Raw genomic sequence first — 24,860 nt, 5'->3', positions numbered from 1 at the left:
TTGCCGGGGCGGGGGTAACCCCGCCGGCCCTGCTGGCTGAAGCAGCACCATCGGGAGGAACCGCCAGTGTCCGAATCCATCATCTCCGCCGACCTCGTCGACAAGGACAATGCCGCGCGCAAGGCCAACCTCGAGCGCGACTACGCCTCGCTGGGCGAGCGCCTCGACCGTCGCGGCATCGCCATCGACGCCATCCGCGACAAGGTCGAGAAATTCGCCGTGGCGATCCCGTCCTGGGGCGTCGGCACCGGCGGTACGCGCTTTGCCCGCTTTCCCGGCGCCGGCGAGCCGCGCGACATCTTCGACAAGATCGAGGACTGCGCCGTCATCAAGCAATTGACGCAGGCGACGCCGACCGTTTCCCTGCACATCCCGTGGGACAAGGCCGACCCGAACCGGCTGAAGCAGGCGGCCTCGCGCTTTGGCCTCGGCTTCGACGCCATGAACTCCAACACCTTTTCCGACGCCAAGGACCAGAAGCTCTCCTACAAATTCGGCTCGCTGTCGCATGCCGACGCCGGCACGCGTAGGCAAGCGGTCGAGCACAATTTCGAATGCATCGAGATCGGCAAGACGCTCGGCTCCAAGGCGCTGACGGTGTGGATCGGCGACGGTTCGAACTTTCCAGGCCAGGTCAATTTCGCCAAGGCGTTCGAGCGCTATCTCGACGCCATGAAGGAGGTTTATGCCGGACTGCCCGCCGACTGGAAGCTGTTCAGCGAGCACAAGATGTACGAGCCGGCCTTCTATTCCACCGTCGTGCAGGACTGGGGCACCAACTACATGATCGCGCAAGAGTTGGGCGACAAGGCGTTCTGCCTTGTCGACCTTGGCCACCATGCGCCCAACGTCAACATCGAGATGATCGTCTCGCGGCTGATCCAGTTCAAGAAACTCGGCGGCTTCCATTTCAACGATTCGAAATATGGCGACGACGATCTCGATGCCGGTTCGATCGATCCCTACCGGCTGTTCCTCGTCTTCAACGAACTGGTCGATGCCGAACTGTCCGGCGCCGAGGGTTTCGACCCGGCCCATATGCTCGACCAGAGCCATAACGTCACCGACCCGATCGAAAGCCTGATGCTGTCGGCGGTCGAGGTGCAGCGCGCCTATGCGCAGGCGCTGCTGGTCGACCGCAAGGCGCTGGAAGGTTTTCAGGACAGCAACGACGCGCTGATGGCGACGCAGACGCTGAAAGCCGCCTACCGCACCGATGTCGAGCCGATCCTTGCCATGGCGCGTCTGAAGACGGGCGGCGCCATCGACCCGATTGCCGCCTATCGGGCGGCGGGTTACCGCGCCAAGGTCGCGGCGGAACGGCCTGCGGTCGCCGGTGGAAGCGGCGGGATTGTCTGAGGCCGAGCCAGTCCCCCTCATCCGGCCGCTTCGCGGCCACCTTCTCCCCGAGGGGAGAAGAGACGCGCGTCAACGTCGGTGACCTCCTCTCCCCTCGGGGAGAGGTCGGATTGCCCCGAATTGCTCTTTGCAATTCGGTTGGCAATCCGGGTGAGGGGGCTCTTTCTCACGCTCCTTCAATTGTTATTGGACTCGATCGGTCCAACACGGTCTTCTAGGCGTCCCCCGCCCGGAGAACCGCCATGCCTCTCAACCGTCGGACACTGATCGCCGCCAGTCTTTCCATCACCTTTGCCCTGTCGCCGTTGACATGCGTCTTCGCGGCATCGCCGACGCCGGCCAAGGGCGAGCACGGCATGGTGGTGACGGCCCAGCATCTGGCGTCCGAAGTCGGCATCGAGGTCTTGAAGAAGGGCGGCAATGCTGTCGATGCCGCGGTTGCCGTCGGCTATGCGCTCGCCGTCGTCTACCCCAATGCCGGCAATATCGGCGGCGGCGGCTTCATGACCATTCGCTTCAAGGACGGCAAATCGACCTTCCTCGATTTCCGCGAGCGCGCGCCGCTGGCGGCGACCAAGACCATGTATCTCGACAAGGACGGCGACCCGGTGAAGGGCGCCAGCCTTGACGGCTATCTCGCGGTCGGCGTGCCGGGCTCGGTGGCTGGTTTGGAGATGGCCCGCGAAAAATATGGCAAATTGTCCCGGCAGGATCTGATGGCGCCGGCGATCAGCTATGCCAAGGACGGATTCATCCTCAATCAGGGCGACGCCGCCTCTTTTGCCGGCAACGCCGACAGGCTGGCGAAGGACCCTGCGGCCGCCGCCGCCTTCCTCAAGCCCGATGGCAAGCCCTACGGCATCGGCGAGCGCCTGGTCCAGCCCGACCTCGCGGCGTCGCTTGCCGCCATTTCCGAAAAGGGCCCGGATGCCTTCTACAAAGGCGCCATCGCCGATGCCATCGTCAAAGCGAGCGGCGCCAAGGGCGGCATTCTGGCCAAGCCGGATTTCGAGCAATATGCGGTGCGTGAGCTGAAGCCCGTTACCTGCACCTATCGCGGCTACGAGATCACCTCCTCGCCGCCGCCCAGCTCCGGCGGCGTCATCATCTGCGAAATCCTCAACGTGCTGGAAGGCTATCCCTTATCCTATCTCGGCGCAGGTTCGGCCGAGACGGTCCATGTCATGGTCGAGGCGATGCGCTACGCCTATGTCGACCGCAATTCCGCGCTCGGCGATCCCGATTTCGTCGACAATCCGGTCTCGAAACTGCTTGATAAGGCCTATGCCAAGGACATCCGCGACAAGATCGACCCGTTCCGGGCCGGCGTGTCGCAGGATCTGATGCCGAAGGGCTTTGGCGAGAGCAAGGAGACGACCCATTATTCGATCATCGACGATGACGGCAACGCCGTTGCGGTCACCTACACGCTGAACGGGTCCTTCGGCGCCGGCGTCGTGGCTGATGGCACCGGCATCCTGCTCAACAACGAGATGGACGATTTCACCCAGAAGCCCGGCGTGCCCAACCTCTATGGCCTGGTCCAGGGCGAGGCCAACGCCATCCAGCCGAAGAAGACGCCACTGTCATCGATGAGCCCGACCGTGGTGGCCAAGGACGGCAAGCCGTTCATGGTCATCGGCAGCCCCGGCGGCTCGCGCATCATCACCATCACGCTTGAGGCCATCGTCAACGTCATCGACCACGGCATGAACATCCAGGAGGCGATCGACGCGCCGCGCATCCATCACCAGTGGCTGCCCGATACGGTTTATATCGAGCCGTTCGGGCTGTCGCCTGATACCGAAAAGCTGCTGGCCGGCATGGGGTATCACCTAAATCTCGCTGACCAGACCTGGGGCCAGGCGGCTGGCATCCTGGTCGGTGGCAAGAGCCTGGCGGAAATCGAGAAAGGCGGCGGCGCCCGCTACAACGGCGCTATCGACAGCCGCGCGGCCGCTGGCGAGGCGCTCGGATACTGATGGCTCGGAGGAAAGGCTTGGTGCAGCGTAGCGATTCGGGTTGATCGCCTACTGCTCAAGTGGATTGGCTCATAACCGGTTTGGTCGTCACAAGACCAGTGTGATGGTGGACGCAACCAGCATCAAAGCGGCAATGCCGACGAACAGCGCATAGATGCGCGGCCTGTCGAGCAGCAGCGCGTTTCCGGATATCCAGGCAGACGTGGCGCCGCCAAGCGCGAACAGGAAGCCGTTGCGGTGCCCGAACACCATCGATGCGGCCATCAGCCCGCCAATGATCAGCGCGCCGAACACGATGATCACGGCAACGGCGTATTTCTCGAAATCGTTGCCGCTTCCCATGCTCGGACCGATCGCGTTCAACGTCGGCAGGTCGTCCGGATCGAAGGGGTTCGTCGACCCATATTCGTCTTGACCGGCAGGCTCTCGCATCATTCGTTCTCCGTATAGCGGCAACAAATCATCAAGCCTCGCCGAGTGCAACCCGATCGCGCTGCCTTGAGGCGTTCGACCGGTCTCTAACGCCTTCGGGCGGCGGCTTGCCGCCGGCTTTTTGATTCGTGCCCCGGTCGTCTTTTGGTCTCAGGCAATCCAGGACACGGCTGCCCGAAGGCAACCGTGGACCCCTCTATCATGGAATGCATTCGTGGAGGAAAAATGATGCGGGATGTGGATTGGGCTTCGCGAGCAACGATTTTCGGTGGGGGTGACGCCGCACAGCACCATGACGAAGGCCGAACCGCCATGCCGCCAACGCGAATGTGGAACACGGCCGCGTCTGATCGCGGCCCTGGACGCGTCGCATCGTCACGGGTCCATGCGACGCGCGCTTCAGCTGTTGCATGCCAGATCACAGGCAGGGCTGGCCGGCATGCATCAGAACTTCATGCTGAGGCTGCCCTTGATGACACGGCCTTCGCCATAGATGCAGCTGAGGTCTTTGTTACTGCCGGCCTCATAGCAGGTCGAATAGTAGGTCTTGTCGAACAGGTTGGAGACATTGAGCGCCGCCTGCCAGCCATTCTTCTTGTAGCGCAATGCCGCGTCGACCAGCGTATGGCCAGGCACGTTCACTGTGTTTGCATTGTCGCCGAAGCTGGCGCCGATATAGCGCACACCGGCGCCGACGCTCAGGCCCTCAAGGACGCCGCTGCCAACCTCATAGTTGGCCCACAACGATGCCTGGTGTTCCGGCACCCTGGCCGGGCGGTTGCCGATGATGGCGGCGGCATCGCTGGTTATCTCGGCGTCGAGATAGGTGTAGGCCGCCGTCATGCTGAGGCCGGAAGCCAGATCTGCGTTGGCCTCGATCTCCAGGCCACGATGGCGGACTTCTCCGGTCTGGACCTGGTAGACGGGATTGGCTGCCGCCGTCGGCACATTGGTCTTGCGCAGGTCGAACAGCGAAGCGGTGATGAAGCCGGGGAAGAAGGTCGGCTCGTATTTCACGCCGACTTCGTACTGCTTCCCCAGCGAAGGCAGCAGCGCGTCTCCGGACTGGGTCGGGCCGATATTGGTGGTGAAGGATTCGGCATAGCTGGCGTAAGGCGTCAGCCCGTTGTCGAAGAGATAGCCGATGCCGATATTGCCGGTGAAGGCATGGTCCTTTTGATCGTAGCTGCCTGTGCCGAGTCGGTCGAAATTGGTGTGGTCGATCCAGGCCTGCCGGCCACCGACAGTCAGGACCCAGTGGTCGGCGATCTTGGACTGGTTTTGTGCATAGAGACCGACCCGCCCGATCGTCTCCACGCGATCCGTGATGATGAGGCTCGGCGGCGTGACTGGGATCGAATAGTCCGGGTTCTGGGTGTCCAGCGGCGGACCCTCGCCGTAGCCATTGCGCCCGTCGACCGACTGCCTGCTGTAGTCGAGACCGAACAACAGCTTGTTTTCGACCGCGCCGAAGTCAGCCTTGTATTCGGCCTGGTTGTCGACGTTGAACAGCCTTGCGGTCTCGTCCACCGTGAACAGGGTGCGCGACATCGTATGGTCGTCGATCATGTCCGCGCCGCCAAGCCAATGGCCATAGTAGAGCTGCCGGTAGTCGGTGTCCTGCTGCGAGTAGCGCAGGTTCTGCCGCACCGTCCAATGGTCGTCGAACTCATGGCTGAACTGGTAGCCGATCGAACCATGATTGGCATCGAAACGGTCGAAGTCGGGCGAGCCGGTGAAGAAATTGCGCGGCAGATTGCCGTACTGCGCCGGCAGGAACTGAATCGGCGTCAGCCTGTCCCACTGGTAGTTGGCCAGGATGGTCAGCGAGGTCTGCGCATCCGGCTGCCACTTGAGCGCCGGCGCGACGAAAATGCGATCGTTGCGGGAATAGTCGGTTTCGAGCTCACCGTTGCGAACCAGACCGGTCAGCCGGTAGGACCACACGCCGGCATCGTCGATCGGGCCACCGATATCCAGCCCGGCCTCGACCGTGTTGAAGCTGCCATAGCTGAGGAAGCCGTCATAGATCGGCTTGTCGGTCGGCCGCTTGGTGACGGCATTGACCATGCCGCCAGCCTCGTTCTCGCCGTAGAGCACCGAGGACGGTCCCTTCAGCACCTCGATTCGCTCCAGCCCGTAGGGCTCGATCTTGAAGCCTGAGAAATCGATCACCTTCTGCGGCAGCCCGTCGCGGTAGATCGCCGAGGTGCAGAGGTCAAACCCACGGATCAGGCATTGGTCGAAGCGATCGTCGATGCCCCATGGCGAAATGGTGACTCCGGCAAGATAGGACAAGGCGTCCTCAAGCTGCCCCGGCTGGCGGTCGTCGAGTTGCTTGCGGGTCACCACCGAAATCGACCGCGGAATTTCCTTCAGCGGCGTGTCGGTCTTCGAGCCGGTGGTGGTGTTCTTGGCGATGTAGCCGTCATCCGGTCCGACCGGGCTGTCGCTGTGTCCCTCGACATTGATCGGGTTGAGTTCGGTCGTGGTTTCCTGCGCAAGGGCCTGGGTGCAAAGCAGGGTCGAAAGCGATGCGACCATGAGGCCCTGGGCCCGGCTTCGCCGACGCGCCGCACGATATGCACTCAACCCCATCTCGATACCCCTCATGCCTGCAATGCGCCCAGGATCGTTCCGCCCTGCGCCAATTTAAAATTGTTGACTCGTTTAGTCATCTTCAATGTTGACTATTAAAGTCATGTTTCATAGTCAACCTGCCATCGGCTGCCGACAGCCAGATTTTTTGAACCGCGTCGTGTTGGAGAAAAACCGTGCCTGAAATCGACGCCCAGCCGGCTTTCCGCACAGGCGCCGCGCGGTGATGGCGGCCCTTGAATCCCACGGGGCTGGCCGTCTGCGCGGTCGGATCACCCGGCGCGGCGCGCTGGGACTTTTCGTTCTGCCCTTCGCCGCAATTGCATCGCCATCTGCCGCGGCGAAACCGTTGCGCATCGTCTGCCTGGATGACGGCCTGGCCGAGACTTTGCTCATGCTCGGCGTCAACCCGGTTGCCATCGCCGGCCGCGACATCTGGGAGACCTGGGTGGTCGAACCGCCGCTGCCGCCTGACATCGCCGATGTCGGCACGCTGCTCGAACCCAATCTCGAATTGCTGCAGCAGCTCAAGCCCGACATCATTCTGTCCATGCCGTATCTCGTAGGCATCAAGCCGCTGCTCGAACGCGTGGCGCCGGTGACGACGATCGGGCTCTATACCGAAGCCGGGCAGCCCTATCAGCGCGCCATCGAGGCAACCCGCCAGCTCGCCGGGCTTGTCGGCAAGGAAAGCGAAGGCGAAGCGCTGATCGCGGCGACGGATGCGTGTTTTTCAGAAGTTCGCCAGCAGCTGGCGCCGCTTTCGGCGCGGCCGATCTATGTCGTCAGCTTCATGGACCCGCGCAATGTGCGCGTCTACGGCAAGAAGAGTCTGTTTCAGGAGGTGTTCGACCGCATCGGGCTCGGCAATGCCTGGACGGCCGAGACCAATTATTGGGGATTTTCGACCGTCGGCATCGACGGGCTGGCGACATCCAGCGACGCGCGCCTCGCCTATCTCGAACCCTTGCCCGAGGGCGCCGGCGGCACGCTGACCGAAAGTCCGGTCTGGAACGCCATGCCTTTCGTGCGCAACCGCTCGATCATGCGCCTTCCCGCCGTCCATATGTTCGGCGCGCTTCCGTCCGCCACCCGTTTTGCCCGGGTCCTGGCGTCGGCGATGACCGCGGAGGCCGCCCGTGGCTGAGGATGCTGCGGCCATTGCCCAAGGGGGAAAGCCCGCGTCGGCCGGCCGGGCCTTCCCATGGAGCTTCCTTGGCAATCAGCCGATAGGCGCGATCCTGCTTTGTGCGCTGCTGATCACGGCAGCGGCAGCGGCGACCGTCTCGAACCTCGCGGTGCAGCTGCCATCGGCGCTCTGGATGCAATCGCTCGCCGCCCCCCACATCGCCGACATGCGGCAGGTGCTCGTCCACTATGCCTTCCTGCCTCGGCTTGCCGTCAGCCTTCTGTGTGGTGCGGCGCTCGGGCTTGCCGGAACCGTCCTGCAACAGGTTCTGCGCAATCCGCTCGCCTCGCCCGAAACGGTCGGCGTCTCGGCTGGCGCCTATCTGGCGCTGGCACTGGCGACGCTTCTGTCGCCATCCCTGTTTGCCTTCGGCCGCGAATGGGTGGCGCTGGCCGGCGCATTCATTGCCCTTGCCGCGGTCTTCGCTTTGTCCTGGCACAAGGGCCTGTCGCCGCTTTCGGTCGTGCTGGCGGGGCTCGTGGTCAGCCTCTATGCCGGCGCCATCGGCGCCGCTCTCATTGTGCTGCGGCATGAATGGCTGGCCAGCCTGTTCATCTGGGGCGCCGGTTCGCTCGGCCAGCAGGACTGGTCGACGACGCTGTGGCTTTTGCCGCGCATCGGCACTGCCGCGCTGGCGATCTTCCTCATGGTGCGGCCGCTGACCTTGCTTGGCCTCGACGACGAAGGCGCGCGCAGCCTTGGCGTGCCGCTCGGCGCCTACCGCTTCGCCGGACTGGCGGCCGCCGTCGCGCTGATCGCCTTTGTCGTTGCCGCTGTCGGCGTCATCGGTTTCGTCGGCCTGGCCGCCGCGACGCTTGCGCGCATTGGCGGCGCCCGACGGCTGGGCCAGCAGCTGGTGATGGCGCCGCTGATCGGCGGCGCGTTGCTGTGGGCCGCCGACCAAGGCGTGCAGATCGCGACCGGGCCGCAAGGCGACCTGCTGCCGACCGGGGCGATCACCGCACTTCTCGGCGCGCCGCTGCTGCTCTGGTTGCTGCCGCGCCTTGCCCTTGGCTCGGAAGCCCCGGCATTGACGGCCGAGCGCCTGCCACGATCAAGCCGGCCCGGCCTGATGTTGGCGATGATCGGCCTGGCTCTGCTTTTGCTGCTCGGGCTGGCCTTGCTCTATGGACCAGGCCCGCATGGCTGGACCTTCGCTTTCGGCGATGAGCTGCGGCCCCTGCTGGCGTGGCGGTGGCCTCGCGTGCTCGCCGCGCTGAGCGCCGGCGCCATGCTGGCGCTTGCCGGGCTGATGATGCAGCGGCTGACCGGCAATCCGATGGCCAGCCCCGAAGTGCTTGGCATCAGCGCCGGCGCCGCACTCGGCATGATGGTGGCGCTGTTTGCGCTCGTCGATGCCGGACGCCCGGTTCAGACGGCGGCGGCAACCATCGGCGCCTTCGCCGCTTTGCTGGTGACGCTGGCGATCGGCCGCCGTGCCGCCTATGCACCGGAGCGGCTGTTGCTCGCCGGCGTTGCCCTGACCGCCTTGTTCGACGCGCTGATCCTGGTGCTCACCGCCACCGGCGATCCTCGCGCCATGTTGCTGCTCAACTGGCTCACCGGTTCGACCTATGGCGTCGATGTCGGCGCCGCCCTGCTGACCGGTGGCATTGCCGTCTGCCTCTTCGCGCTCGCGCCTCTCTTCATGCGCTGGCTCGACATCCTGCCGCTCGGACCCGCCGCGATTCAAGGCCTTGGCATAAACCTGAAAATGACGCGGCTTCTGGTGCTGCTGGTGGTCGCGGCACTCACCGCTGCCTCGACGCTGATCGTCGGCCCGCTGACCTTCATCGGCCTGATGGCGCCGCACCTTGCCCGTCGCCTCGGTCTTTCCCGTGCGCTGCCGCAGGCCATTGGCGCGGTGCTCGCCGGCGCGCTGATCATGGTCGCCGCCGACTGGATCGGCCGCACCGCCATCTTCCCGCGCCAGATCCCGGCCGGTCTCGTCGCCACGCTGATCGGCGGCCCGGTGCTGATGTGGCTGCTGCGCCGCCGCTGATCTTTTGCCCCTGTGGAGATATCCATGTCGAAGTCGACGCCAGCCCTGATCGCCGACACCACCGTCCACGACTTCGTCCCGGTGCATGGCGGCGCGCCCTGGCGGATATTCCTGCACGTGCCCTCCGGGCCAGTGCCCGAGGCCGGCTGGCCTGTGCTCTACATGACCGACGGCAACGCCGTCATAGGCACGGCGGTCGACGCCATGCGCGCACAGGCCTTCTATCCCACGGGCACCAATGTCGGCTGGGGCGTCATCGTCGCCATCGGCTATCCCGTAGAGGGCGCTTATGACCCGCTGCGCCGCTCATGGGATCTCGGCCCACCGCCGGGCAAGACCTATCCGCCCTTCTACGAGGGCACGCCCGAAGTCCGGACCGGTGGGGCAGGGGAATTCCTTGCCTTCATCGAGGACGAGCTGAAGCCATGGGTCGCCGGTCGGGTCACGGTCGATGCAAGCCGCCAGGCGCTTTACGGCCATTCCTTCGGTGGCCTGTTCGCGCTCTACGCCCTGTTCACGCGGCCTTCGGCCTTCCAGACCTGGATCGCGGCGAGCCCCGCCATCTATTGGGAAGACCGTGCCATCGACCGCTTTCTCGAAACGTTCGAGGCGGCCGTTCCCGATGGCCTGACGGCGACCATGATCCTGTCGGCCGGCGAATATGAGACAGAGAAGCTGGCGCCGTTCCAGATCGGCGCCGAGGACGAGGAAAAGCGCCTGCAGCAGAAGAAGGTGACACGCACCGACGAATTCGCGCGGGCCATGGCGGAGCGGCTTGATGCTTTCCCGGGCGTGCGCGCGAGCTTCGAACTGCATGCCGGCGAGAACCACATGTCGATCCTGCCGGTAACGGTCAATCGCGCCGTGCAGGCAGCATTTGCGGTGAGGGGGAAGGATACCGCCCTTTGCTGAACGCTGCGGCAAGGCGGTCGGCGCCTCGCGCTGTCATTCCTGTGAGGGGGAAGCGCTCAATCGGCGGTAGGAGACGCCGCCGAAGTTTGCCGTCACAAAATCCGTGACGGACATCTTGCGCTTGCCTCCGTCGCTGCAGGCGTAAACCGGCCAACCGGCATCGCTGCATTCTCTGGCAGCGCAGATGCGCGCCAGGCAGTTCCCGATAGTCAGCCGGAAGCCGCCCTTGCCGGCGAAGCCTTGCAACAGGCTGCCGTCCGCCGAGCGCCATGTCCGCGCACGGAATTCCGCCCGCAAAAGCAGTGGTTCGAGAGGGACCGCAAGGTTGCTTTCGCCGGCACGCCCTGCGAGCTGCAGACGGAAGCGCGCCATTGCGGTGGCGTATGCGGTCACAAGATCCGCTTGGCGAAAATAGGCGGTCGCCAGGCTTGAGCGGTCAAGCAGATGAGACGTCCACTCGCCTGCCTCTACCGGCCTCAGCAAGGCAACAAAGGCAACAAAGGCGAAGCAAGCTCGTGACATTTCCAGCCGCCATGTCGATCTCGGCGTGCCGGTTAGCCCCCCGGTTGCCCTCCTATAGCATCCCGCCAATCGGTGCCTGGCGCAAGCCGCTTGCGGAGGCAGTTCAAAGGCCGCCGAGCAAAGGCGCCAGGAGCCGAAGACGGTGTGTGGGCGATGGCGAGGTGGAGGTGGCGTTTGGGGAAAGGGGTCTTCACCAGCCAGGGTTCCTAGCCGATGCGAGCCGGCGACAGCTCGAACAGAGTGGCGCCGTTCTCCTGGCCGCGCTCGACATAGCCGATGACGCCAAACCATCTTTCGACATCCGGTCCCTGGAGCCAGCTGCGCGAGTGGATGGGGAGGTTGCCGGCGAGCGCCTGGATATGCCGGATATGCCGCTTGCAGAAGCGAACGGTGGCGGCACGGAAGAAATCCTCCTGCGCGGCAAACAGCGTGTCGGCGGCATCGCTGTTCTCATGCCAGGCGATGATCGCCACCGTCTTGTCGCCCTCCACAAGCGCGTGAGCGCGGCCTTCCTTCAAATTCATCATCAGATTGTCGTAGGCGATCTTGCTGTCCTTGCCGGCGGCCACGTATTCATCCGACATCCGCTTGGACAGTCCGCGAAAGACATCTTCCACATCCCCGAGCGTTGCTGCGCGTGCTCTCATTTCTCCTCCTAGCGCCCCGGCAGGCAGTTTGCCCTAAGGTTGGGGGATCACCAAGCAAATCAAATCCGCCGGCGGCCTAATATGCGCAAAGTGATTTCGCCCAGAGGATGCGGACGCCGCCGACTACGCCGGCAAGCCTGCAATCCGCATGGCATCGGTGACGTCATCGACGATATCTGGCGAAAGTCCTACGGCGGCGGACCAGCGGCCGATGGAAAAATGCGGGTCGAGCGACAAAAGCCGCGCTCCCGCCGCTTTTGCCTCGTCGATCCGCCCGAGCCTGGCCAGCGGTGCGGCCAGCCATCCGTGCAGCATGCTGAATCCGGGGTTCATTTCCACCGCCCGCCGGCCTGATAAGACGGCCTGCTCGTGCCGGCCGGTGAGAAAATTGCCGAATCCGATCATGCCTTGCGGTACGCAGCTCATGGTGTCGAGAGGGTTCAGCCGTAACGCTTGCTCGCCCCAGTCGATCGCCCGGGCAGCGTCGCCGCCATACGCTACCGACACGCAGCCGAAGGCATAGACGAAGGCGCAGGAGGCGCTGAGCGTCAAAGCCTGCGCAAACGCCTCGTCGGCAAGTCTACGATCATGCTCCACGATCCCGATGGTAAATCCGGCCAGAGCGAGCGCCATGGCGTCGCCCGAGCCATGCTCTATCGCCGCATGGGCATGGCGGATCGATCTTTCCCGATTCTCCGGTTTCATGCCGCCGCGCACGAACAGCGACTGATGCGCCCAGGCGGCAAAGCCATGGGCAAGGGCATAGGTTGGTTCGATGGCGAGCGCCTGGTCGAGCAGCGGCAGGCCCTTGGCCGCACCCTGCGGCATGAAGGTGTAGACATCGGGCAGCGCGCGCAGCAGAAGATCATAGGCGTCGAGACTGTCGGGGCGCTGGCGCTTGACGCGTTCGATCTCGGCCCGGCGCAGATTGGGCTCTATTGCCGCGACCACGCTGACGGTGATCTCGTCCTGCAGTGCGAACACATCGGTCAGTTCGCGGTCGTAGCGTTCGGCCCACAGATGGCTGCCGTCCTCCGCATCGATGAGCTGGCCGGTGATGCGCACGCGGCTACCCACCTTGCGCACGCTGCCTTCCAGCACATAGCGCACGCCGAGCTCGTGTCCGACCTGCTTCACATCCACCGCACGGCCCTTGTAGCTGAAGGAGGAATTTCGCGCGATGATGAACAGCCAGCGGATCCGCGACAGACCGGTGATGATGTCCTCGACCATGCCGTCGGCAAAGTAATCCTGCTCCGGATCGCCGCTGAGGTTCACGAAGGGCAGCACGGCGATGGACGGACGGGCGGGAATGCCCAGGCCAGGCTTCGGTTGCGGTATCGGCGCCGTCGCCTCGCCTTCCTCGCGGGCGGTGCCGACGAAGCGAAAACCCCGGCGCAGAATGGTGCGGATCAGGCGCTGCTCCTCGCCGCTGTCGCGGAGTGCATTTCGCGCGGCGTTGATGCGGCTGGCGAGCGTGGCGTCGGAGACGATGCGCCCCTGCCAGACCGCATCGATCAGATCGTCCTTGCTGACCACCCGCTCGCGATTGCGGATCAGATATTGCAGCAGGTCGAACACCTGCGGCTCGATGGAAATCAGGTCGTTGCCGCGGCGCAGTTCGCGCCGATCGCCGTCCAGGGCAAAATCCTCGAAGAGATACGGCAAAATGGTTCGCTCCAGACCGCGCGGCAAACAGGCCGACACTTTAGCCGCGTCGTGGGCGCAAAATCAAAGCGATCTCAAGGTAAAATCAAGAGCTCCTGAAGGTCGCCTCAAAGCGCGCCCGCCGGCCCTGCCGCATAGTCCTCCTGCAACCAACGCAAACAATGATTTTGAAAAGGAGAACTCAAATGTCGAACAACGCAGCAAAGTCCGTCGTCCTCGTGCATGGCGGCTTCGTCGATGGCTCCGGCTGGGACGGCGTCTACCAGATCCTCAAGAAGGACGGCTATGACGTGACCATCGTCCAGAACCCGACGACCTCGCTCGCCGACGATGTCGCCGTGACCAAGCGCGCCATCGCCGCCGCTGCCGGCAACGTCATCCTGGTTGGCCACTCCTATGGCGGCGTGGTGGTGTCGGAAGCCGGCACCGATCCGAAGGTGGCGGCTGTCGTCTATATCGCGGCCTTCGCGCCGGACGCCGGAGAGTCGGTTTCGAGCCTGATCGCCAACCCGCCGCCCGGAGCCTCGGTGCCGCCGATCCTGCCGCCCGTCGACGGCTTCCTGATGCTCGACAAGGCCAAGTTCGCCGCCTCGTTCGCCGCCGATGTCCGTCCCTCGCTCGCCTCCTTCATGGCGGATTCGCAGGTGCCGTGGGGTGTGGCGGCGCTCGAAGGCAAGGTCACCGCTCCGGCCTGGAAGGTCAAGCCCTCGTGGTATCTGGTCGCCACCGACGACCGCATGATCCCCCCGCCGGCGCAGCGCCAGATGGCAACCCGCGCCCAGGCGACGACGGTCGAGGTTCCCGGCAGCCATGCCGTCTATGTCTCCAACCCCGCAGCCGTCGCCAAGCTCATCGAACAGGCGGCCGCCGGCAAGAACTGAGCCCGCATCACCCGAGATGGACGGCCTGGGCGCCTGGTGGCGCCCGGGCTTTTTGCTGGGCCAATCGGCGCAAAGTCGTTTCACCGAATGAAGCGTGCGATGACGTGACGGGCTCGTCTCACCAAGTCGATGGAGATGGCCTAAGGCGATGAAATTAATCGGGAAATGGTGCCCAGAGGCGGATTCGAACCACCGACACGCGGATTTTCAGTCCGCTGCTCTACCAACTGAGCTATCTGGGCCTGTTCCGGCAAACGAAAACTCGCAGACCGGATTTCATCGAGGCGCCGTGGGGCGCCCCTTGAAAGCGCGTGGGTTATAGCACGGGAATTCGGCCTGTCCAGCGCCTAGGTGGCGATTTCAGACAGGAAAAGCGATGCCGTGCAACGGCCTGGTTCCGATGCCGCGACGGCAGCCGGAGTGGCGGGCGGTGCGGTGCCATTTCGGTTGCCCCGTCCTTGTTCGTGTCGCGATCGCGGGCCGTAACGACAGGACCCGTCCTTTAGCCGACGATCGAGGTCCGGCAGCGCATTCACTGGCCCTGGACGGGCCCGGCTGGTCGCCGCTGCCTATCTGGCGCCGGTCACGCCCCTGCGAAAATCGGAGGGCGACATGCCGGCCAGCTTGCGGAAAGACTTGTTGAAGGCGCTGAGCGAGCCGAAGCCCGAATCCATGGCGACGCGCAGCACATTGGCGTCCTGATGCATCAACAGCGCCTGGGCGTAGCTCAGCCGCAGCAGGTTGACATATTCGTTGAGCGTCATGCCGGTCGATTTCTTGAACAGGCTCATGGCGTATTTGGGATGGATGTCGGCGGCGGCCGCGATGTTCACGCAATCGATGTCGTAGAGGAAGTTCTCGGCGATGAAATCGCACATGCGCCCGACATTGCGCGACGATTGCTGGTCGAACGGGCTGCCCGTTTCCTGCCCGGTCGCGGTTCCGGGCACCAGCCGGTAGGGCTCGAACCGTACCCGCTCCAGCCGCAGGAGCAACTCGTTCACGGCATGCTCGGTCATGGCCGGATCTTTCGAGCGGAAGTAGCGGTTCCAGCGCTCGAAATTGTGGTGGTCGGCCGGGTCGGTGGCGCCGGTCACCAGCGTGGCGCCGGTCATCAGCCGATGGCGGACATCCGTCGGCAAATGCAAGCGGAAGAAATGCACCAGCGGCAGATGCGCGCCGGCATAGATGGCGTCGTCGGACAGATCGTCCATCTGGTGCGGCAGGCCGCCCCAGAACAGGCACATCTCGCCCGCCGACAGTGCGATCTCATGTTCGTTCATGCGGTAGTGCACGCTGCCGCGCACGATGAAATTGACCTCGACCTGGGCATGCCAATGCGGCTTGAGCATCACCAGCGGATGGTTGTGAAACATCTGCAAGGCCAGCGGCAGGCCTTCCACGCTGCTGGCGCCAGGCTGGTAGAACGGCCGATCCGGCATCTTACTTTCCGCCAATTTCATATTCCCTTTGACGGCGACAGGCCCTGCCCACTGCATAGTCTAGCCACGCTCACAGTGAGAGAGCAAATGAAATGGGAGGATTTCTATGCGCATCACATTGACCTGCGCCGCGCTCGCGCTTGCCCTGGGCTCAGCCCCGGCCTTTGCGCAATCCGGCGAAATCACCATCTGGAGCTGGAATATCGCAGCTTCATCGCTGAAGGCGACCGTTGCCGGCTTCAACAAGCAATTTCCCGACGTCAAGGTCACGGTCCAGGATCTCGGCAACCAGCCGACCTACGACAAGTCGATCGCCGGCTGTGCCGCCGGCGGCGTCGGCCTGCCCGACATCGTCTCGGTCGAAAACGGCGAGGCCGAGAATTATTGGAGTCAGTTCCCCGACTGCTTCGTCGACCTGCATACGCTGGGCTACAGCGCCGAGGACCAGGCGAAATTCCCCGATTTCAAGCGCACCGAGCTCGAAGTCGGTGACAAGGCCTACGCGATGCCGTGGGATTCGGGTCCGGTCGCCGCCTTCTATCGCCGCGACTTCTACGAGAAGGCCGGCGTCGACCCGGCGTTGATCAAGACCTGGGACGATTTCATCGCCGCCGGCAAGAAAATCCAGGCCGCCAATCCGGGCGTCACCATGACCAACGCCGATTTCAATGGCGATAGCGAATTCTTCCGCATGATCTCCAACGAACAGGGCTGCGCCTATTTCTCCGCCGACGGCCAGTCGATCACGGTCAACCAGCCAAAATGCGTCGATGCCATGACCAAGGTCAAGGAGATGAAGGACGCCGGCATCATCTCGTCCGCCGACTGGGGCACCAAGATCACCAACAACACCGCCGGCACGGTCGCCACACAGATCTATGGCGGCTGGTATGAAGGCACTATCCGCACGGAATCGGCCGGTGAAAACGGCAAATGGGGCGTCTATCTGATGCCGAGCCTCACGGCCGACGGGCCGCGCGCCGCCAATCTCGGCGGGTCCTCGCTGGCCATCACATCGGCGTCCAAGAACAAGGAGGCCGCCTACGCCTATCTGAAGTATACGCTCGGAACCAATGAAGGCCAGATCACGATGCTGAAGGAGTTCGGCCTGGTGCCATCGCTGGTGTCGGCGCTCAATGACCCCTATGTCTCGCAAGGCCTGCCTTATTGGGGTGGCCAGGCGGTGTGGAAGGACATCCTCGGCACCTTGCCCAAGGTTGTTCCGAGCCGCGGCACGCCGTTCCAGAGCGATGCCGAAATCATCGTCCGCGCCGTGCAGACCAAATATCTGGGCGGCGGCTACCCCGACGCCAAGGCGGCGCTCGACGATGCCGCAAGCCAGATCGCGGCGGCGACCGGATTGCCCGTCAAATCGTGACCTCCGGCGGGCCGAGTGATGCGTCCGGCGGGAACGTTGGCGCTGCCCCTCATCCCCCTGCCGGGACCTTCTCCCCGTATAGTGACGGGGAGAAGGGAGATTGCCGCAGCGCCGGTGCCCTTTCCTGCAACGCCGGTGATTGACGAAACCATTGATGACAGCGCCCCTCTCCCCGTCACTATACGGGGAGAGGATGCCGGCAGGCAGGTGAGGGGCGGCGCGGACCTCGAAGATTGAATACCAACACGCCACCCGAACGGGCGGAAAGCAAAAGGGAAGGAGGCAAAAAAATGCGCAACCGCAACGCCACGGCCTATCGCTTCCTCACGCCCTATCTGCTGATCTTCGCAATCTTCTGGGTGTGGCCGATCATCAGCTCCTTCATGATCTCCTTCCAGGCGACGCGCACCGTGCCGTGGCGGTTCGCGCCAGGCTTCAACTGGGGCCGGTTGATCGGCGATCCGGCCTTTTTCAACGCGCTGAAGAACACGCTGCTCATCCTGGTCATCCAGGTGCCGGTGATGATCTCGCTGGCGCTCGTCATGGCGGTGCTTTTGAACTCGCCGCTCTTGAAGGCGCGCGGCCTCTACCGCTTTGCCTTCTTCGCCCCGGTGGTGGTCGGCGAGGTCGCCTATTCGGCGGTGTTCCGGCTGATGTTCAACCTCGATTTCGGCATCATCAACAAGCTCTTGAACAGCGTCGGCCTGCCCAAGATCGACTGGTTCTCCAATGTCACGCCGGCGATGGCGCTGATCATGATCGCGGTGACCTGGCGCTGGGCCGGTTACAACGCCATCATCCTGCTCGCCGGCATGCAGTCCATTCCCGAAGATGTTTACGAGGCGGCGACGCTCGACCGCGTCAGCAAGCTCAAGCAGTTCTTCTATATCACCCTGCCGCTCTTGAAGCCGGTCATCGTGTTCTGCCTCGTGCTGTCGATCATCGGCACCATGCAGCTGTTCACCGAGCCGTTCCTGATCACCGAGCGCGGCGGGCCGGGCGGCGGCACGGAGACGCTTGGCCTGCTGCTTTACCGCCAGGGTTTTCGGTCGCTCAATTTCGGCTATGCCTCGGCCGTTGCCTACACCATGGCCGGGCTGGCGATCGCCATCACGCTGGCGCAGCTGTGGCTGACGAGGGAACCGAAATGAGTTCGCGCTCCTCCGCCAGACTGGGACGCAGCATCGCGCTGCATCTGTTCCTGACGCCGCTGGCGCTGATCTGGTTGTTTCCGCTGTGGATGATGGTGGTGTTCTCGACCATGCCGGACAACGGCATCTTCAGCCCCGGCATCGAGCTTTTGCCGCACGGCAATTTCATCGACAATTTCAACAATCTGCAGCGTGACACCAACTTCGTCGGCGCCATCGGTATTTCGGTCTCGGTGGCGGTGACCTACACATTCCTGTCGGTGCTGCTGACGTCGATGGCCGGCTGGGCGCTGGCCCGTTACCAGTTCTTCGGCAAGGGCGTGGTTGTCGCCATCATCCTCGGCACCATCACGCTTCCCTATGCGGTCGTGCTGATCCCGCAATTCATCATGGTGGCGCGCGACTTCAAGCTCGCCAACACCTGGGTGGCGCTGATCGTGCCGCCGCTGTTCAATTCGCTCGGTGTGCTGTTCATGCGGCAGAGTTTTTCGATGATGCCGGACGACCTCTTCGATGCGGCGCGCGTCGAAGGCGTCAAGGAATGGCGCATCTTCCTCTTCGTCGCGCTGCCCTTGGCGCGGCCGATGCTGGCCGCACTTGCCATCATCCTGTTCCTCGCCTCCTGGAACAATTATCTGTGGCCGCTTTTGATCAACAGCCAGCCCGGTTCGATGACAGCACCCGTGGCGCTCGGCACGCTGATCGGCCTTACCAAAGTGTCGTGGGGCGGCATCATGGCGGGCGCGGTGATGCTGACCGTGCCGATGCTCGTCGTCTTCGTGCTGCTGCAGCGCCATTTCATCGCCGGCATCGCCGCCGGCGCGGTCAAGTAAACAGGATCTAAATGGCAACCGTCACGCTCAACAATGTCATCAAGCGCTTCGGCGTCTTCGAGGTCGTCCATGGCGCCAGCATCGACATCAAGGACGGCGAATTCGTCGTCTTCGTCGGCCCTTCCGGCTGCGGAAAATCGACGCTGCTCAGGATGATCGCCGGGCTCGAGGACATCAGCGGCGGCGAGATCGCCATCGGCGGCAAGGTGGTGAACGATGTCGAGCCGGCCGACCGCGGCATCGCCATGGTGTTCCAGTCCTACGCACTCTATCCGCACATGAACGTCGAGCAGAATCTGAGCTTCGGGTTGAGGATGACCGGCAATCCCAAGGCCGACACCGACCGGCGGGTGAAGCGGGCGTCCGAGATCCTGCGCATCAGCGAATTGATGGACAGGCGCCCGAAAAAACTCTCCGGCGGCCAGCGCCAGCGCGTCGCCATCGGCCGCGCCATCGTGCGCGAACCGCAGGTGTTCCTGTTCGACGAGCCGCTCTCCAATCTCGACGCGGAATTGCGCGTCCAGATGCGGGTCGAGATCTCCCGACTGCACAAGGAACTCGGCGCCACCATGATCTATGTCACGCATGACCAGACCGAGGCGATGACACTCGCCGACAGGATCGTCGTGCTGCGCGCCGGCCATGTCGAGCAGATCGGCCGGCCGCTCGATCTCTACGACAATCCCGACAATCAGTTCGTGGCGGGCTTTGTCGGATCGCCGAAGATGAACTTCATCAACGGCCGCATTGTCGGGCACGATGCGCGTGGTGTCGTGGTCGAGCTGGCGGGTCAGGAGAAGACCCGCATCATACAACCGCTGACGGGCGCTGCACCCGAAACAGGCGGCCCAGAAATCGGCAGCAAGGTCATCGTCGGCGTGCGGCCCGAACATTTCGGCAATGCCGGAGAGGGCGACACCGACCTTGTGGTTGCCATCGACGTGGTCGAGCATCTGGGCGGCACGAGTTTCCTCTATGCAAGAACGGCCAATGGTGACGACGTGGTAATCCAGCGCGATGCGGCAAAGGTCCCTGACACACCCGAGATCACCGTCTCCATCCGCAAATCCTACCTGTTCGACGAAAAAGGACTGCGGCTGCGCTGACCGCCGGCCCTTTCCAGCCTTCAAGGAGAATGACAATGAACGCAACCACGCCCATTCGCTGGGGCATTCTCGGCCCAGGCAGCATCGCCCAGTCCTTTGCCGGCGGCGTGGCCGGTTCGCGCACCGGAAAGCTGGTCGCCATCGGCGCACGCAATCCCGCCAAGCCGGGCCTCGCCGAGAGTTTTCCCGGTGCCCGCATTCTCGACGGCTACGACGCATTGCTCGCCGATCCAGACATCGATGCCGTCTATATTTCGATACCGCACCCCGGTCATGCGCAGTGGGCGATCAAGGCGGCCGAGGCCGGAAAGCACGTTCTGTGCGAAAAGCCGATCGCTCTGACGGCTTTCGAGGCCGACGCCATGATGCATGCCGCGCGCAAGGCCGGCACTTTCCTCGGCGAAGCCTTCATGTACCGGCTGCATCCGCAGACGCTGAAGCTGGTCGAACTGATCAGGTCGGGTGTCATTGGCGAGATCAGGATGATCAAGTCGAGCTTCGGTTTCGCCATGCCGGGCTTCATGCCGGAGCACCGTCTCTATGCCAATGATCTCGCCGGCGGCGGCATTCTTGACGTCGGCGGCTATCCCGTCTCGATGGTGCGGCTGATTGCCGGCGCGGCGGTCGGAAAGCCTTTCGCTGAGCCGGACAAGGTGGTCGGCACCGCCCATCTTGGCCAGTCCGGCGTCGACGAATGGGCCTCCGCGCTGCTGCATTTCCCAGGTGGCATTGTCGCCGAAGTCTCCTGCAGCATCTCGCTCAACCAGGACAATGTCTTGCGCATCCTGGGCACCAAGGGCCGCATCGAAGTGCCGGACTTCTGGTTCGCCGGCGGCAACCGCGACGTTGGCCTCGGCCAGATCGAAATCATTGCATCCGATGGCGCGCGCGAGACCATCAGCGTCGACGAGAAGCGCCATCTTTATTCCTTCGAGGTCGACGCCGCCGGTGAGGCCATCCGCGCCGGGCGGCAGGAATTCGCCTGGCCGGGCATGGCCTGGGCGGAGAGCCTCGGCACCTTACGCGTGTTGGACAGATGGCGGGCGGCAGCGGGCCTCGAATACGGGATCGAGAAGGCCCAACAACGCGTCAACACCATCTCCGGCTGGCCTTTGCGATCCAACGGCGAGGCGATCGCCAAGCGCACGATCCCTGGCCTGTCGAAGCCGGCATCGGTGGTGGCACTCGGCTTCGAGGATTTCCGCACCTTCTCCTCAGGTTCGATCCTGCTCGATGCCTTTTTCGAGGCCGGCGGCAATCTCTTCGACACCGGCTATGTCTACGGCGCCGGCTATACCGAGAAGCTGCTTGGCGAGTGGTTGAAAAACCGCGGCGTGCGCGCGCAATCGGTGGTCATCGCCAAGGGTGCGCATTCGCCGCTTTGCTATCCCGATGTGATCGGCAAGCAGCTCGACCAGTCGCTTGACCGGCTGCAGACCGATCATGTCGATGTCTATTTCATGCACCGCGACAATCCGGATGTGCCGGTCGGCGAATTCGTCGATGCGATGGATCGCGAGGTGAAGGCCGGCCGCATCCGCGGGCCCTTCGGCGGCTCGAACTGGACGATGGAACGCATGGATCAGGCGATTGCCTATGCCGAACGCACCGGCAAGCAGAGGCCCGGCGCGCTGTCCAACAATTTCTCGCTGGCCGAAATGCTGGAGCCGATCTGGGCTGGCTGCATTACGTCCTCCACGGATGCGTGGAAGGCCTGGCTGACATCTAGGCAGATGCCGAATTTCGCCTGGTCGAGCCAGGGGCGTGGCTTCTTCACCGATCGCGCCGGGCGCGACAAGCGCGACAACGAGGAACTGGTGCGGGTGTGGTACTCGGAGCGGAATTTCGGCCGTCGCGACCGGGCGATCGAACTTGCCGAGAGACTGGGCAAGAGCCCGATCCATGTCGCGCTGGCCTATGTGCTCGCCCAACCCTTCCCCTCCATCCCGCTGATCGGGCCGCGCACGCTGGATGAGTTGGACGACAGCCTGCGCGCTCTCGACATCACGCTGTCGCAACCCGATCTCGAATGGCTGGATGGCGGCAATCTGCGCGCTGCCTAGTCAGTTGCTCGTAGCGGCGTCAGGTCTCGTCATCAAGCGCCCTGACGCCGCGCCTGGCCGGGGTTCTCAAATTGGCGTACATGCCGGTCGTGCGGAATTGACTCGGCGTGATGCCGTAGCCGCGGCGGAAGACCTTCGAAAAATAGTTGGCGTCCTCGAAGCCGCACAGGATGGCGACTTCCTTCACCGGCAGGAAATCCGCCTTTGTCAGCAGCTTCGCCGCGCGTTGCAGGCGCTGCTGCAGCACGAACTCGGCGGGTGGCAGGCCTTCGCTTTCGGCAAAGCAGCGTGAGAAATGGGCCCGGCTGAGGCCACTGATCTGGACCAGGTCCGCCACCGGCAGCGGCCTGTCGAGATTGGCGTTGATGTGATCGATGACCGGCTGCATGGCGCTCAGTTTTTCGGCGAAGGCGTGTGAGCCGAAGACATCGTCATAGAGCGCCATCGCCGCCTCGTAGGCGACGGCGGACGCGGCCCCCGGCGAAGCGGCCCCTTTGATCAGACGCAGGCTGCAATCGGCAAGATGATCGATCGTCGCCGGCTGCAGCCGAAATACCGGACCGGAGACGCTGAGGATCGACTTGTGGATGCGCAGCGCCTCCTCGCCGTTCATCGAAATCCAGAAATATTCCCAGCGCTCGTCCCCGGCCAGCCAGTAGCGGTGGTTGTGCGGCACCAGCACCAGCAAGGTGTCGTTCTTCTGCAGGCGGTAGTTGCGGTTCTCGTAGCGCAGCCGGCCTGTTCCGCTGATCGTGTGCTGAAGCACGGTGAACGGTGTCTGGCCGCGCCTGCGCCCATCCCAATCGTAGATCTCGTCCTCGCGCACCTCATAGCCCGTGCTCGTCGGCATGGCGTGCAGGCGCTGGCGGCCGCGCGGCAGCGAGATCGTGCGCATGGACTGTCCGTTGGCGATCAAATCTTGCAGCACAAAATTACCCTTGAAAGCATAATCCTTCTCTGGTCGCGCTCGCGAATAAGCGCATAATCCCCGTCGAAAAGCGAGAGAGATCCGCAGTCGAGGAGCGGACAGGGAGGTTGGCGAGCCGGATTCCGGCTTGTCCCGCATACATGCCGCGGCATGTGGCTACAGCTTCCCATTGTCATTCCTTGTCTGCCATGTGAACGGAATGAGGTGCGGCTGATGAGTTTCAAAATCGCTATCATCGGTGCCGGCAGCGTCGGCTTCACCAAGAAATTGTTCACCGACATCCTGTGCGTACCCGAATTCAAGGACATCGAATTCGCGCTGACCGACGTCAGCGAGCACAACCTTCAGATGATCAAGGCGATCCTCGACAGGATCGTCGAGGCGAACAGATTGCCGACCAAGGTGACGGCGACGACCGACCGCCGCAAGGCGCTCGAAGGCGCACGCTACGTCATCAGCTGCGTGCGGGTCGGCGGTCTCGAAGCCTATGCCGACGATATCCGCATTCCCCTGAAATATGGCATCGACCAATGCGTCGGCGATACCATCTGCGCCGGCGGCATTCTCTATGGCCAGCGCAACATCCCGGTGATCCTGGATTTCTGCAAGGACATACGCGAGGTCGCCGAGACCAACGTCAAATTCCTGAACTACGCCAACCCGATGGCGATGAACACCTGGGCAGCGATCGAATACGGCAAGGTCGACACGGTCGGGCTCTGCCACGGCGTCCAGCACGGCGCCGAGCAGATCGCCGAGGTGCTCGGCGCGAAGTCCAGGCAGGAGCTCGACTATGTCTGTTCCGGCATCAACCACCAGACCTGGTTCATCGACCTGCGCCTCAATGGCCGCAAGATCGGCAAGGACGAGCTGGTCGCTGCCTTCGAGGCACACCCGGTCTATTCGCAGCAGGAGAAGCTGCGCATCGATGTCCTGAAGCGCTTCGGCGTCTATTCGACCGAAAGCAACGGCCATCTTTCCGAGTATCTGCCCTGGTACCGCAAGCGTCCCGACGAGATCACGCGCTGGATCGATATGTCCAACTGGATCCATGGCGAGACCGGCGGCTATCTCCGCTACTCCACCGAAACCCGCAACTGGTTCGAGACGGAATATCCGCAGTTCCTCGAAGCGGCATCACAGCCGATCGATACCGGGAAGCGCTCCAACGAGCATGCCAGCCACATATTGGAAGCGCTGGAGACCAACCGCGTCTATCGCGGCCATTTCAACGTCAGGAACAATGGGGTGATCACCAACCTGCCGCAGGACGCCATCATCGAGTCGCCCGGCTTCGTCGACCGTTTCGGCATCAACATGGCCGCCGGCATCACGCTGCCGGAAGCCTGCGCCGCCACCTGCATCGCCTCGATCAACGTCCAGCGCATGTCGGTGCATGCCGCGATATCGGGCGACATCGATCTTCTGAAGCTCGCCGTGCTGCATGACCCGCTGGTCGGCGCGGTTTCGACCCCGGAGGAGGTCTGGCAGATGGTCGATGAAATGGTCGTCGCCCAGGCGGCCTGGCTGCCGCAATATACCCATGCGGTTCCAGCCGCCAGGGAGCGGCTGTCGACATCCAACGTGAAGACCCGCGAGTGGGCGGGCGCCGCACGGCGAAGTGTGCGCTCGATCGAGGAACTGCGTGCCGAAAAAGCCGCGCTGAAGCAAGCCGGCTGAAGCGGGCCGGCTGAAACGGGCCGGCTGAAACCTCATGCGGTGATGGTGGATCCAAGGGAGGCGGATCCACTGCCACGAAGCCGTTTT

The 24,860-nt window shown here is 63.5% G+C and carries 19 protein-coding genes and 1 tRNA gene; 12 read left to right on the top strand and 8 right to left on the bottom strand.

Annotation, left to right across the window (positions count from 1 at the left end):
• The first annotated feature begins 66 nt into the window (after positions 1-66).
• Together rhaI and ggt are read left to right on the top strand one after the other, a co-directional pair.
• Complete coding sequence (rhaI, locus tag HB777_24710; protein QND66796.1) at positions 67-1,359, top strand: L-rhamnose catabolism isomerase; 1,293 nt, start codon at positions 67-69, stop codon at positions 1,357-1,359.
• A gap of 242 nt (positions 1,360-1,601) precedes the next feature.
• Positions 1,602-3,341 carry a gamma-glutamyltransferase gene (ggt, locus tag HB777_24705; protein ID QND66795.1) on the top strand — a complete coding sequence of 580 codons (1,740 nt, stop codon included), beginning with the start codon at positions 1,602-1,604 and terminating at the stop codon, positions 3,339-3,341.
• A gap of 87 nt (positions 3,342-3,428) precedes the next feature.
• Here the strand turns inward: ggt and HB777_24700 are convergent, their stop codons facing one another.
• On the bottom strand, positions 3,429-3,776 hold the full coding sequence (locus HB777_24700; GenBank protein ID QND66794.1) for a hypothetical protein: 348 nt from the start codon (positions 3,774-3,776) through the stop codon (positions 3,429-3,431).
• 441 nt (positions 3,777-4,217) lie between these two features.
• Entirely contained in the window at positions 4,218-6,317 is a 2,100-nt protein-coding gene (locus tag HB777_24695; GenBank protein ID QND66793.1) for a TonB-dependent siderophore receptor, read from the bottom strand.
• 280 nt (positions 6,318-6,597) lie between these two features.
• Between HB777_24695 and HB777_24690 the strand changes: the two genes are divergently transcribed.
• Genes HB777_24690 through HB777_24680 form a run of 3 tightly spaced genes read left to right on the top strand, consistent with a single transcriptional unit; the run spans position 6,598 to position 10,474 of the window.
• Positions 6,598-7,518: an ABC transporter substrate-binding protein gene (locus HB777_24690; protein ID QND66792.1), complete on the top strand. Its 921-nt coding sequence runs from the start codon at positions 6,598-6,600 to the stop codon at positions 7,516-7,518.
• Positions 7,511-9,562, top strand: coding sequence for a Fe(3+)-hydroxamate ABC transporter permease FhuB (gene fhuB / locus HB777_24685; protein ID QND66791.1), 2,052 nt, complete (start codon positions 7,511-7,513; stop codon positions 9,560-9,562). The genes HB777_24690 and fhuB overlap by 8 nt, the downstream gene beginning before the upstream one ends.
• A gap of 24 nt (positions 9,563-9,586) precedes the next feature.
• Positions 9,587-10,474, top strand: coding sequence for an alpha/beta hydrolase (locus HB777_24680; GenBank protein ID QND66790.1), 888 nt, complete (start codon positions 9,587-9,589; stop codon positions 10,472-10,474).
• Between the two features lie 33 nt (positions 10,475-10,507).
• Here the strand turns inward: HB777_24680 and HB777_24675 are convergent, their stop codons facing one another.
• From HB777_24675 to HB777_24665, 3 genes are all read right to left on the bottom strand, one after another.
• Positions 10,508-10,996 (bottom strand): hypothetical protein, encoded by a 489-nt coding sequence (locus HB777_24675; protein QND66789.1) that lies wholly within the window; start codon positions 10,994-10,996, stop codon positions 10,508-10,510.
• Positions 10,997-11,202: 206 nt separating this feature from the next.
• Complete coding sequence (locus HB777_24670; protein ID QND66788.1) at positions 11,203-11,643, bottom strand: hypothetical protein; 441 nt, start codon at positions 11,641-11,643, stop codon at positions 11,203-11,205.
• Between the two features lie 123 nt (positions 11,644-11,766).
• On the bottom strand, positions 11,767-13,311 hold the full coding sequence (locus HB777_24665; GenBank protein QND66787.1) for a transcriptional regulator: 1,545 nt from the start codon (positions 13,309-13,311) through the stop codon (positions 11,767-11,769).
• Positions 13,312-13,496: 185 nt separating this feature from the next.
• Here HB777_24665 and HB777_24660 point away from each other — a divergent pair, with 185 nt between their 5' ends.
• Positions 13,497-14,192, top strand: coding sequence for an alpha/beta hydrolase (locus HB777_24660; protein QND66786.1), 696 nt, complete (start codon positions 13,497-13,499; stop codon positions 14,190-14,192).
• A gap of 166 nt (positions 14,193-14,358) precedes the next feature.
• On the opposite strand, the gene HB777_24655 is transcribed toward HB777_24660, so the two are convergent.
• Together HB777_24655 and HB777_24650 are read right to left on the bottom strand one after the other, a co-directional pair.
• Positions 14,359-14,434 (bottom strand) — tRNA-Phe (locus HB777_24655).
• Positions 14,435-14,761: 327 nt separating this feature from the next.
• Entirely contained in the window at positions 14,762-15,634 is an 873-nt protein-coding gene (locus tag HB777_24650; GenBank protein QND66785.1) for a helix-turn-helix domain-containing protein, read from the bottom strand.
• 106 nt (positions 15,635-15,740) lie between these two features.
• On the opposite strand from HB777_24650, the gene HB777_24645 reads away from it, so the two are divergent.
• The 5 genes from HB777_24645 (at position 15,741) to HB777_24625 (ending at position 22,165) form a co-directional block, all read left to right on the top strand.
• Positions 15,741-17,012, top strand: a complete 1,272-nt coding sequence (locus tag HB777_24645; GenBank protein QND66784.1) for an extracellular solute-binding protein — start codon at positions 15,741-15,743, stop codon at positions 17,010-17,012.
• Positions 17,013-17,302: 290 nt separating this feature from the next.
• Complete coding sequence (locus HB777_24640; protein ID QND66783.1) at positions 17,303-18,163, top strand: sugar ABC transporter permease; 861 nt, start codon at positions 17,303-17,305, stop codon at positions 18,161-18,163.
• Positions 18,160-18,996, top strand: a complete 837-nt coding sequence (locus tag HB777_24635; GenBank protein ID QND66782.1) for a carbohydrate ABC transporter permease — start codon at positions 18,160-18,162, stop codon at positions 18,994-18,996. Before HB777_24640 ends, HB777_24635 begins: the two co-directional genes overlap by 4 nt.
• An 11-nt stretch (positions 18,997-19,007) precedes the next feature.
• Complete coding sequence (gene ugpC, locus HB777_24630) at positions 19,008-20,102, top strand: sn-glycerol-3-phosphate ABC transporter ATP-binding protein UgpC (GenBank protein ID QND66781.1); 1,095 nt, start codon at positions 19,008-19,010, stop codon at positions 20,100-20,102.
• Positions 20,103-20,137: 35 nt separating this feature from the next.
• A complete protein-coding gene (locus HB777_24625) occupies positions 20,138-22,165 on the top strand; it encodes a Gfo/Idh/MocA family oxidoreductase (GenBank protein QND66780.1) in 2,028 nt (675 codons plus the stop codon).
• A gap of 19 nt (positions 22,166-22,184) precedes the next feature.
• On the opposite strand, the gene HB777_24620 is transcribed toward HB777_24625, so the two are convergent.
• On the bottom strand, positions 22,185-23,093 hold the full coding sequence (locus HB777_24620) for an AraC family transcriptional regulator (GenBank protein QND66779.1): 909 nt from the start codon (positions 23,091-23,093) through the stop codon (positions 22,185-22,187).
• A gap of 213 nt (positions 23,094-23,306) precedes the next feature.
• Here HB777_24620 and HB777_24615 point away from each other — a divergent pair, with 213 nt between their 5' ends.
• Positions 23,307-24,773: an alpha-glucosidase/alpha-galactosidase gene (locus HB777_24615; GenBank protein QND66778.1), complete on the top strand. Its 1,467-nt coding sequence runs from the start codon at positions 23,307-23,309 to the stop codon at positions 24,771-24,773.
• The last annotated feature ends 87 nt before the right edge of the window (positions 24,774-24,860 follow it).

The sequence above is a fragment of the Mesorhizobium loti genome (genome assembly GCA_014189435.1).
GTDB lineage: Bacteria > Pseudomonadota > Alphaproteobacteria > Rhizobiales > Rhizobiaceae > Mesorhizobium > Mesorhizobium loti_G.
This window is presented reverse-complemented; position numbering and strand designations above follow the sequence as displayed.

Coding starts and splice junctions, on each gene's coding strand:
- ggt (QND66795.1), top strand. CDS start 1,602: ATGCCTCTCAACCGTCGGACACTGATCGCCGCCAGTCTTTCCATCACC.
- HB777_24700 (QND66794.1), bottom strand. CDS start 3,776: ATGATGCGAGAGCCTGCCGGTCAAGACGAATATGGGTCGACGAACCCC.
- HB777_24695 (QND66793.1), bottom strand. CDS start 6,317: ATGGTCGCATCGCTTTCGACCCTGCTTTGCACCCAGGCCCTTGCGCAG.
- HB777_24690 (QND66792.1), top strand. CDS start 6,598: ATGGCGGCCCTTGAATCCCACGGGGCTGGCCGTCTGCGCGGTCGGATC.
- HB777_24680 (QND66790.1), top strand. CDS start 9,587: ATGTCGAAGTCGACGCCAGCCCTGATCGCCGACACCACCGTCCACGAC.
- HB777_24675 (QND66789.1), bottom strand. CDS start 10,996: ATGTCACGAGCTTGCTTCGCCTTTGTTGCCTTTGTTGCCTTGCTGAGG.
- HB777_24670 (QND66788.1), bottom strand. CDS start 11,643: ATGAGAGCACGCGCAGCAACGCTCGGGGATGTGGAAGATGTCTTTCGC.
- HB777_24660 (QND66786.1), top strand. CDS start 13,497: ATGTCGAACAACGCAGCAAAGTCCGTCGTCCTCGTGCATGGCGGCTTC.
- HB777_24650 (QND66785.1), bottom strand. CDS start 15,634: ATGCCGGATCGGCCGTTCTACCAGCCTGGCGCCAGCAGCGTGGAAGGC.
- HB777_24645 (QND66784.1), top strand. CDS start 15,741: ATGCGCATCACATTGACCTGCGCCGCGCTCGCGCTTGCCCTGGGCTCA.
- HB777_24640 (QND66783.1), top strand. CDS start 17,303: ATGCGCAACCGCAACGCCACGGCCTATCGCTTCCTCACGCCCTATCTG.
- HB777_24635 (QND66782.1), top strand. CDS start 18,160: ATGAGTTCGCGCTCCTCCGCCAGACTGGGACGCAGCATCGCGCTGCAT.
- ugpC (QND66781.1), top strand. CDS start 19,008: ATGGCAACCGTCACGCTCAACAATGTCATCAAGCGCTTCGGCGTCTTC.
- HB777_24625 (QND66780.1), top strand. CDS start 20,138: ATGAACGCAACCACGCCCATTCGCTGGGGCATTCTCGGCCCAGGCAGC.
- HB777_24615 (QND66778.1), top strand. CDS start 23,307: ATGAGTTTCAAAATCGCTATCATCGGTGCCGGCAGCGTCGGCTTCACC.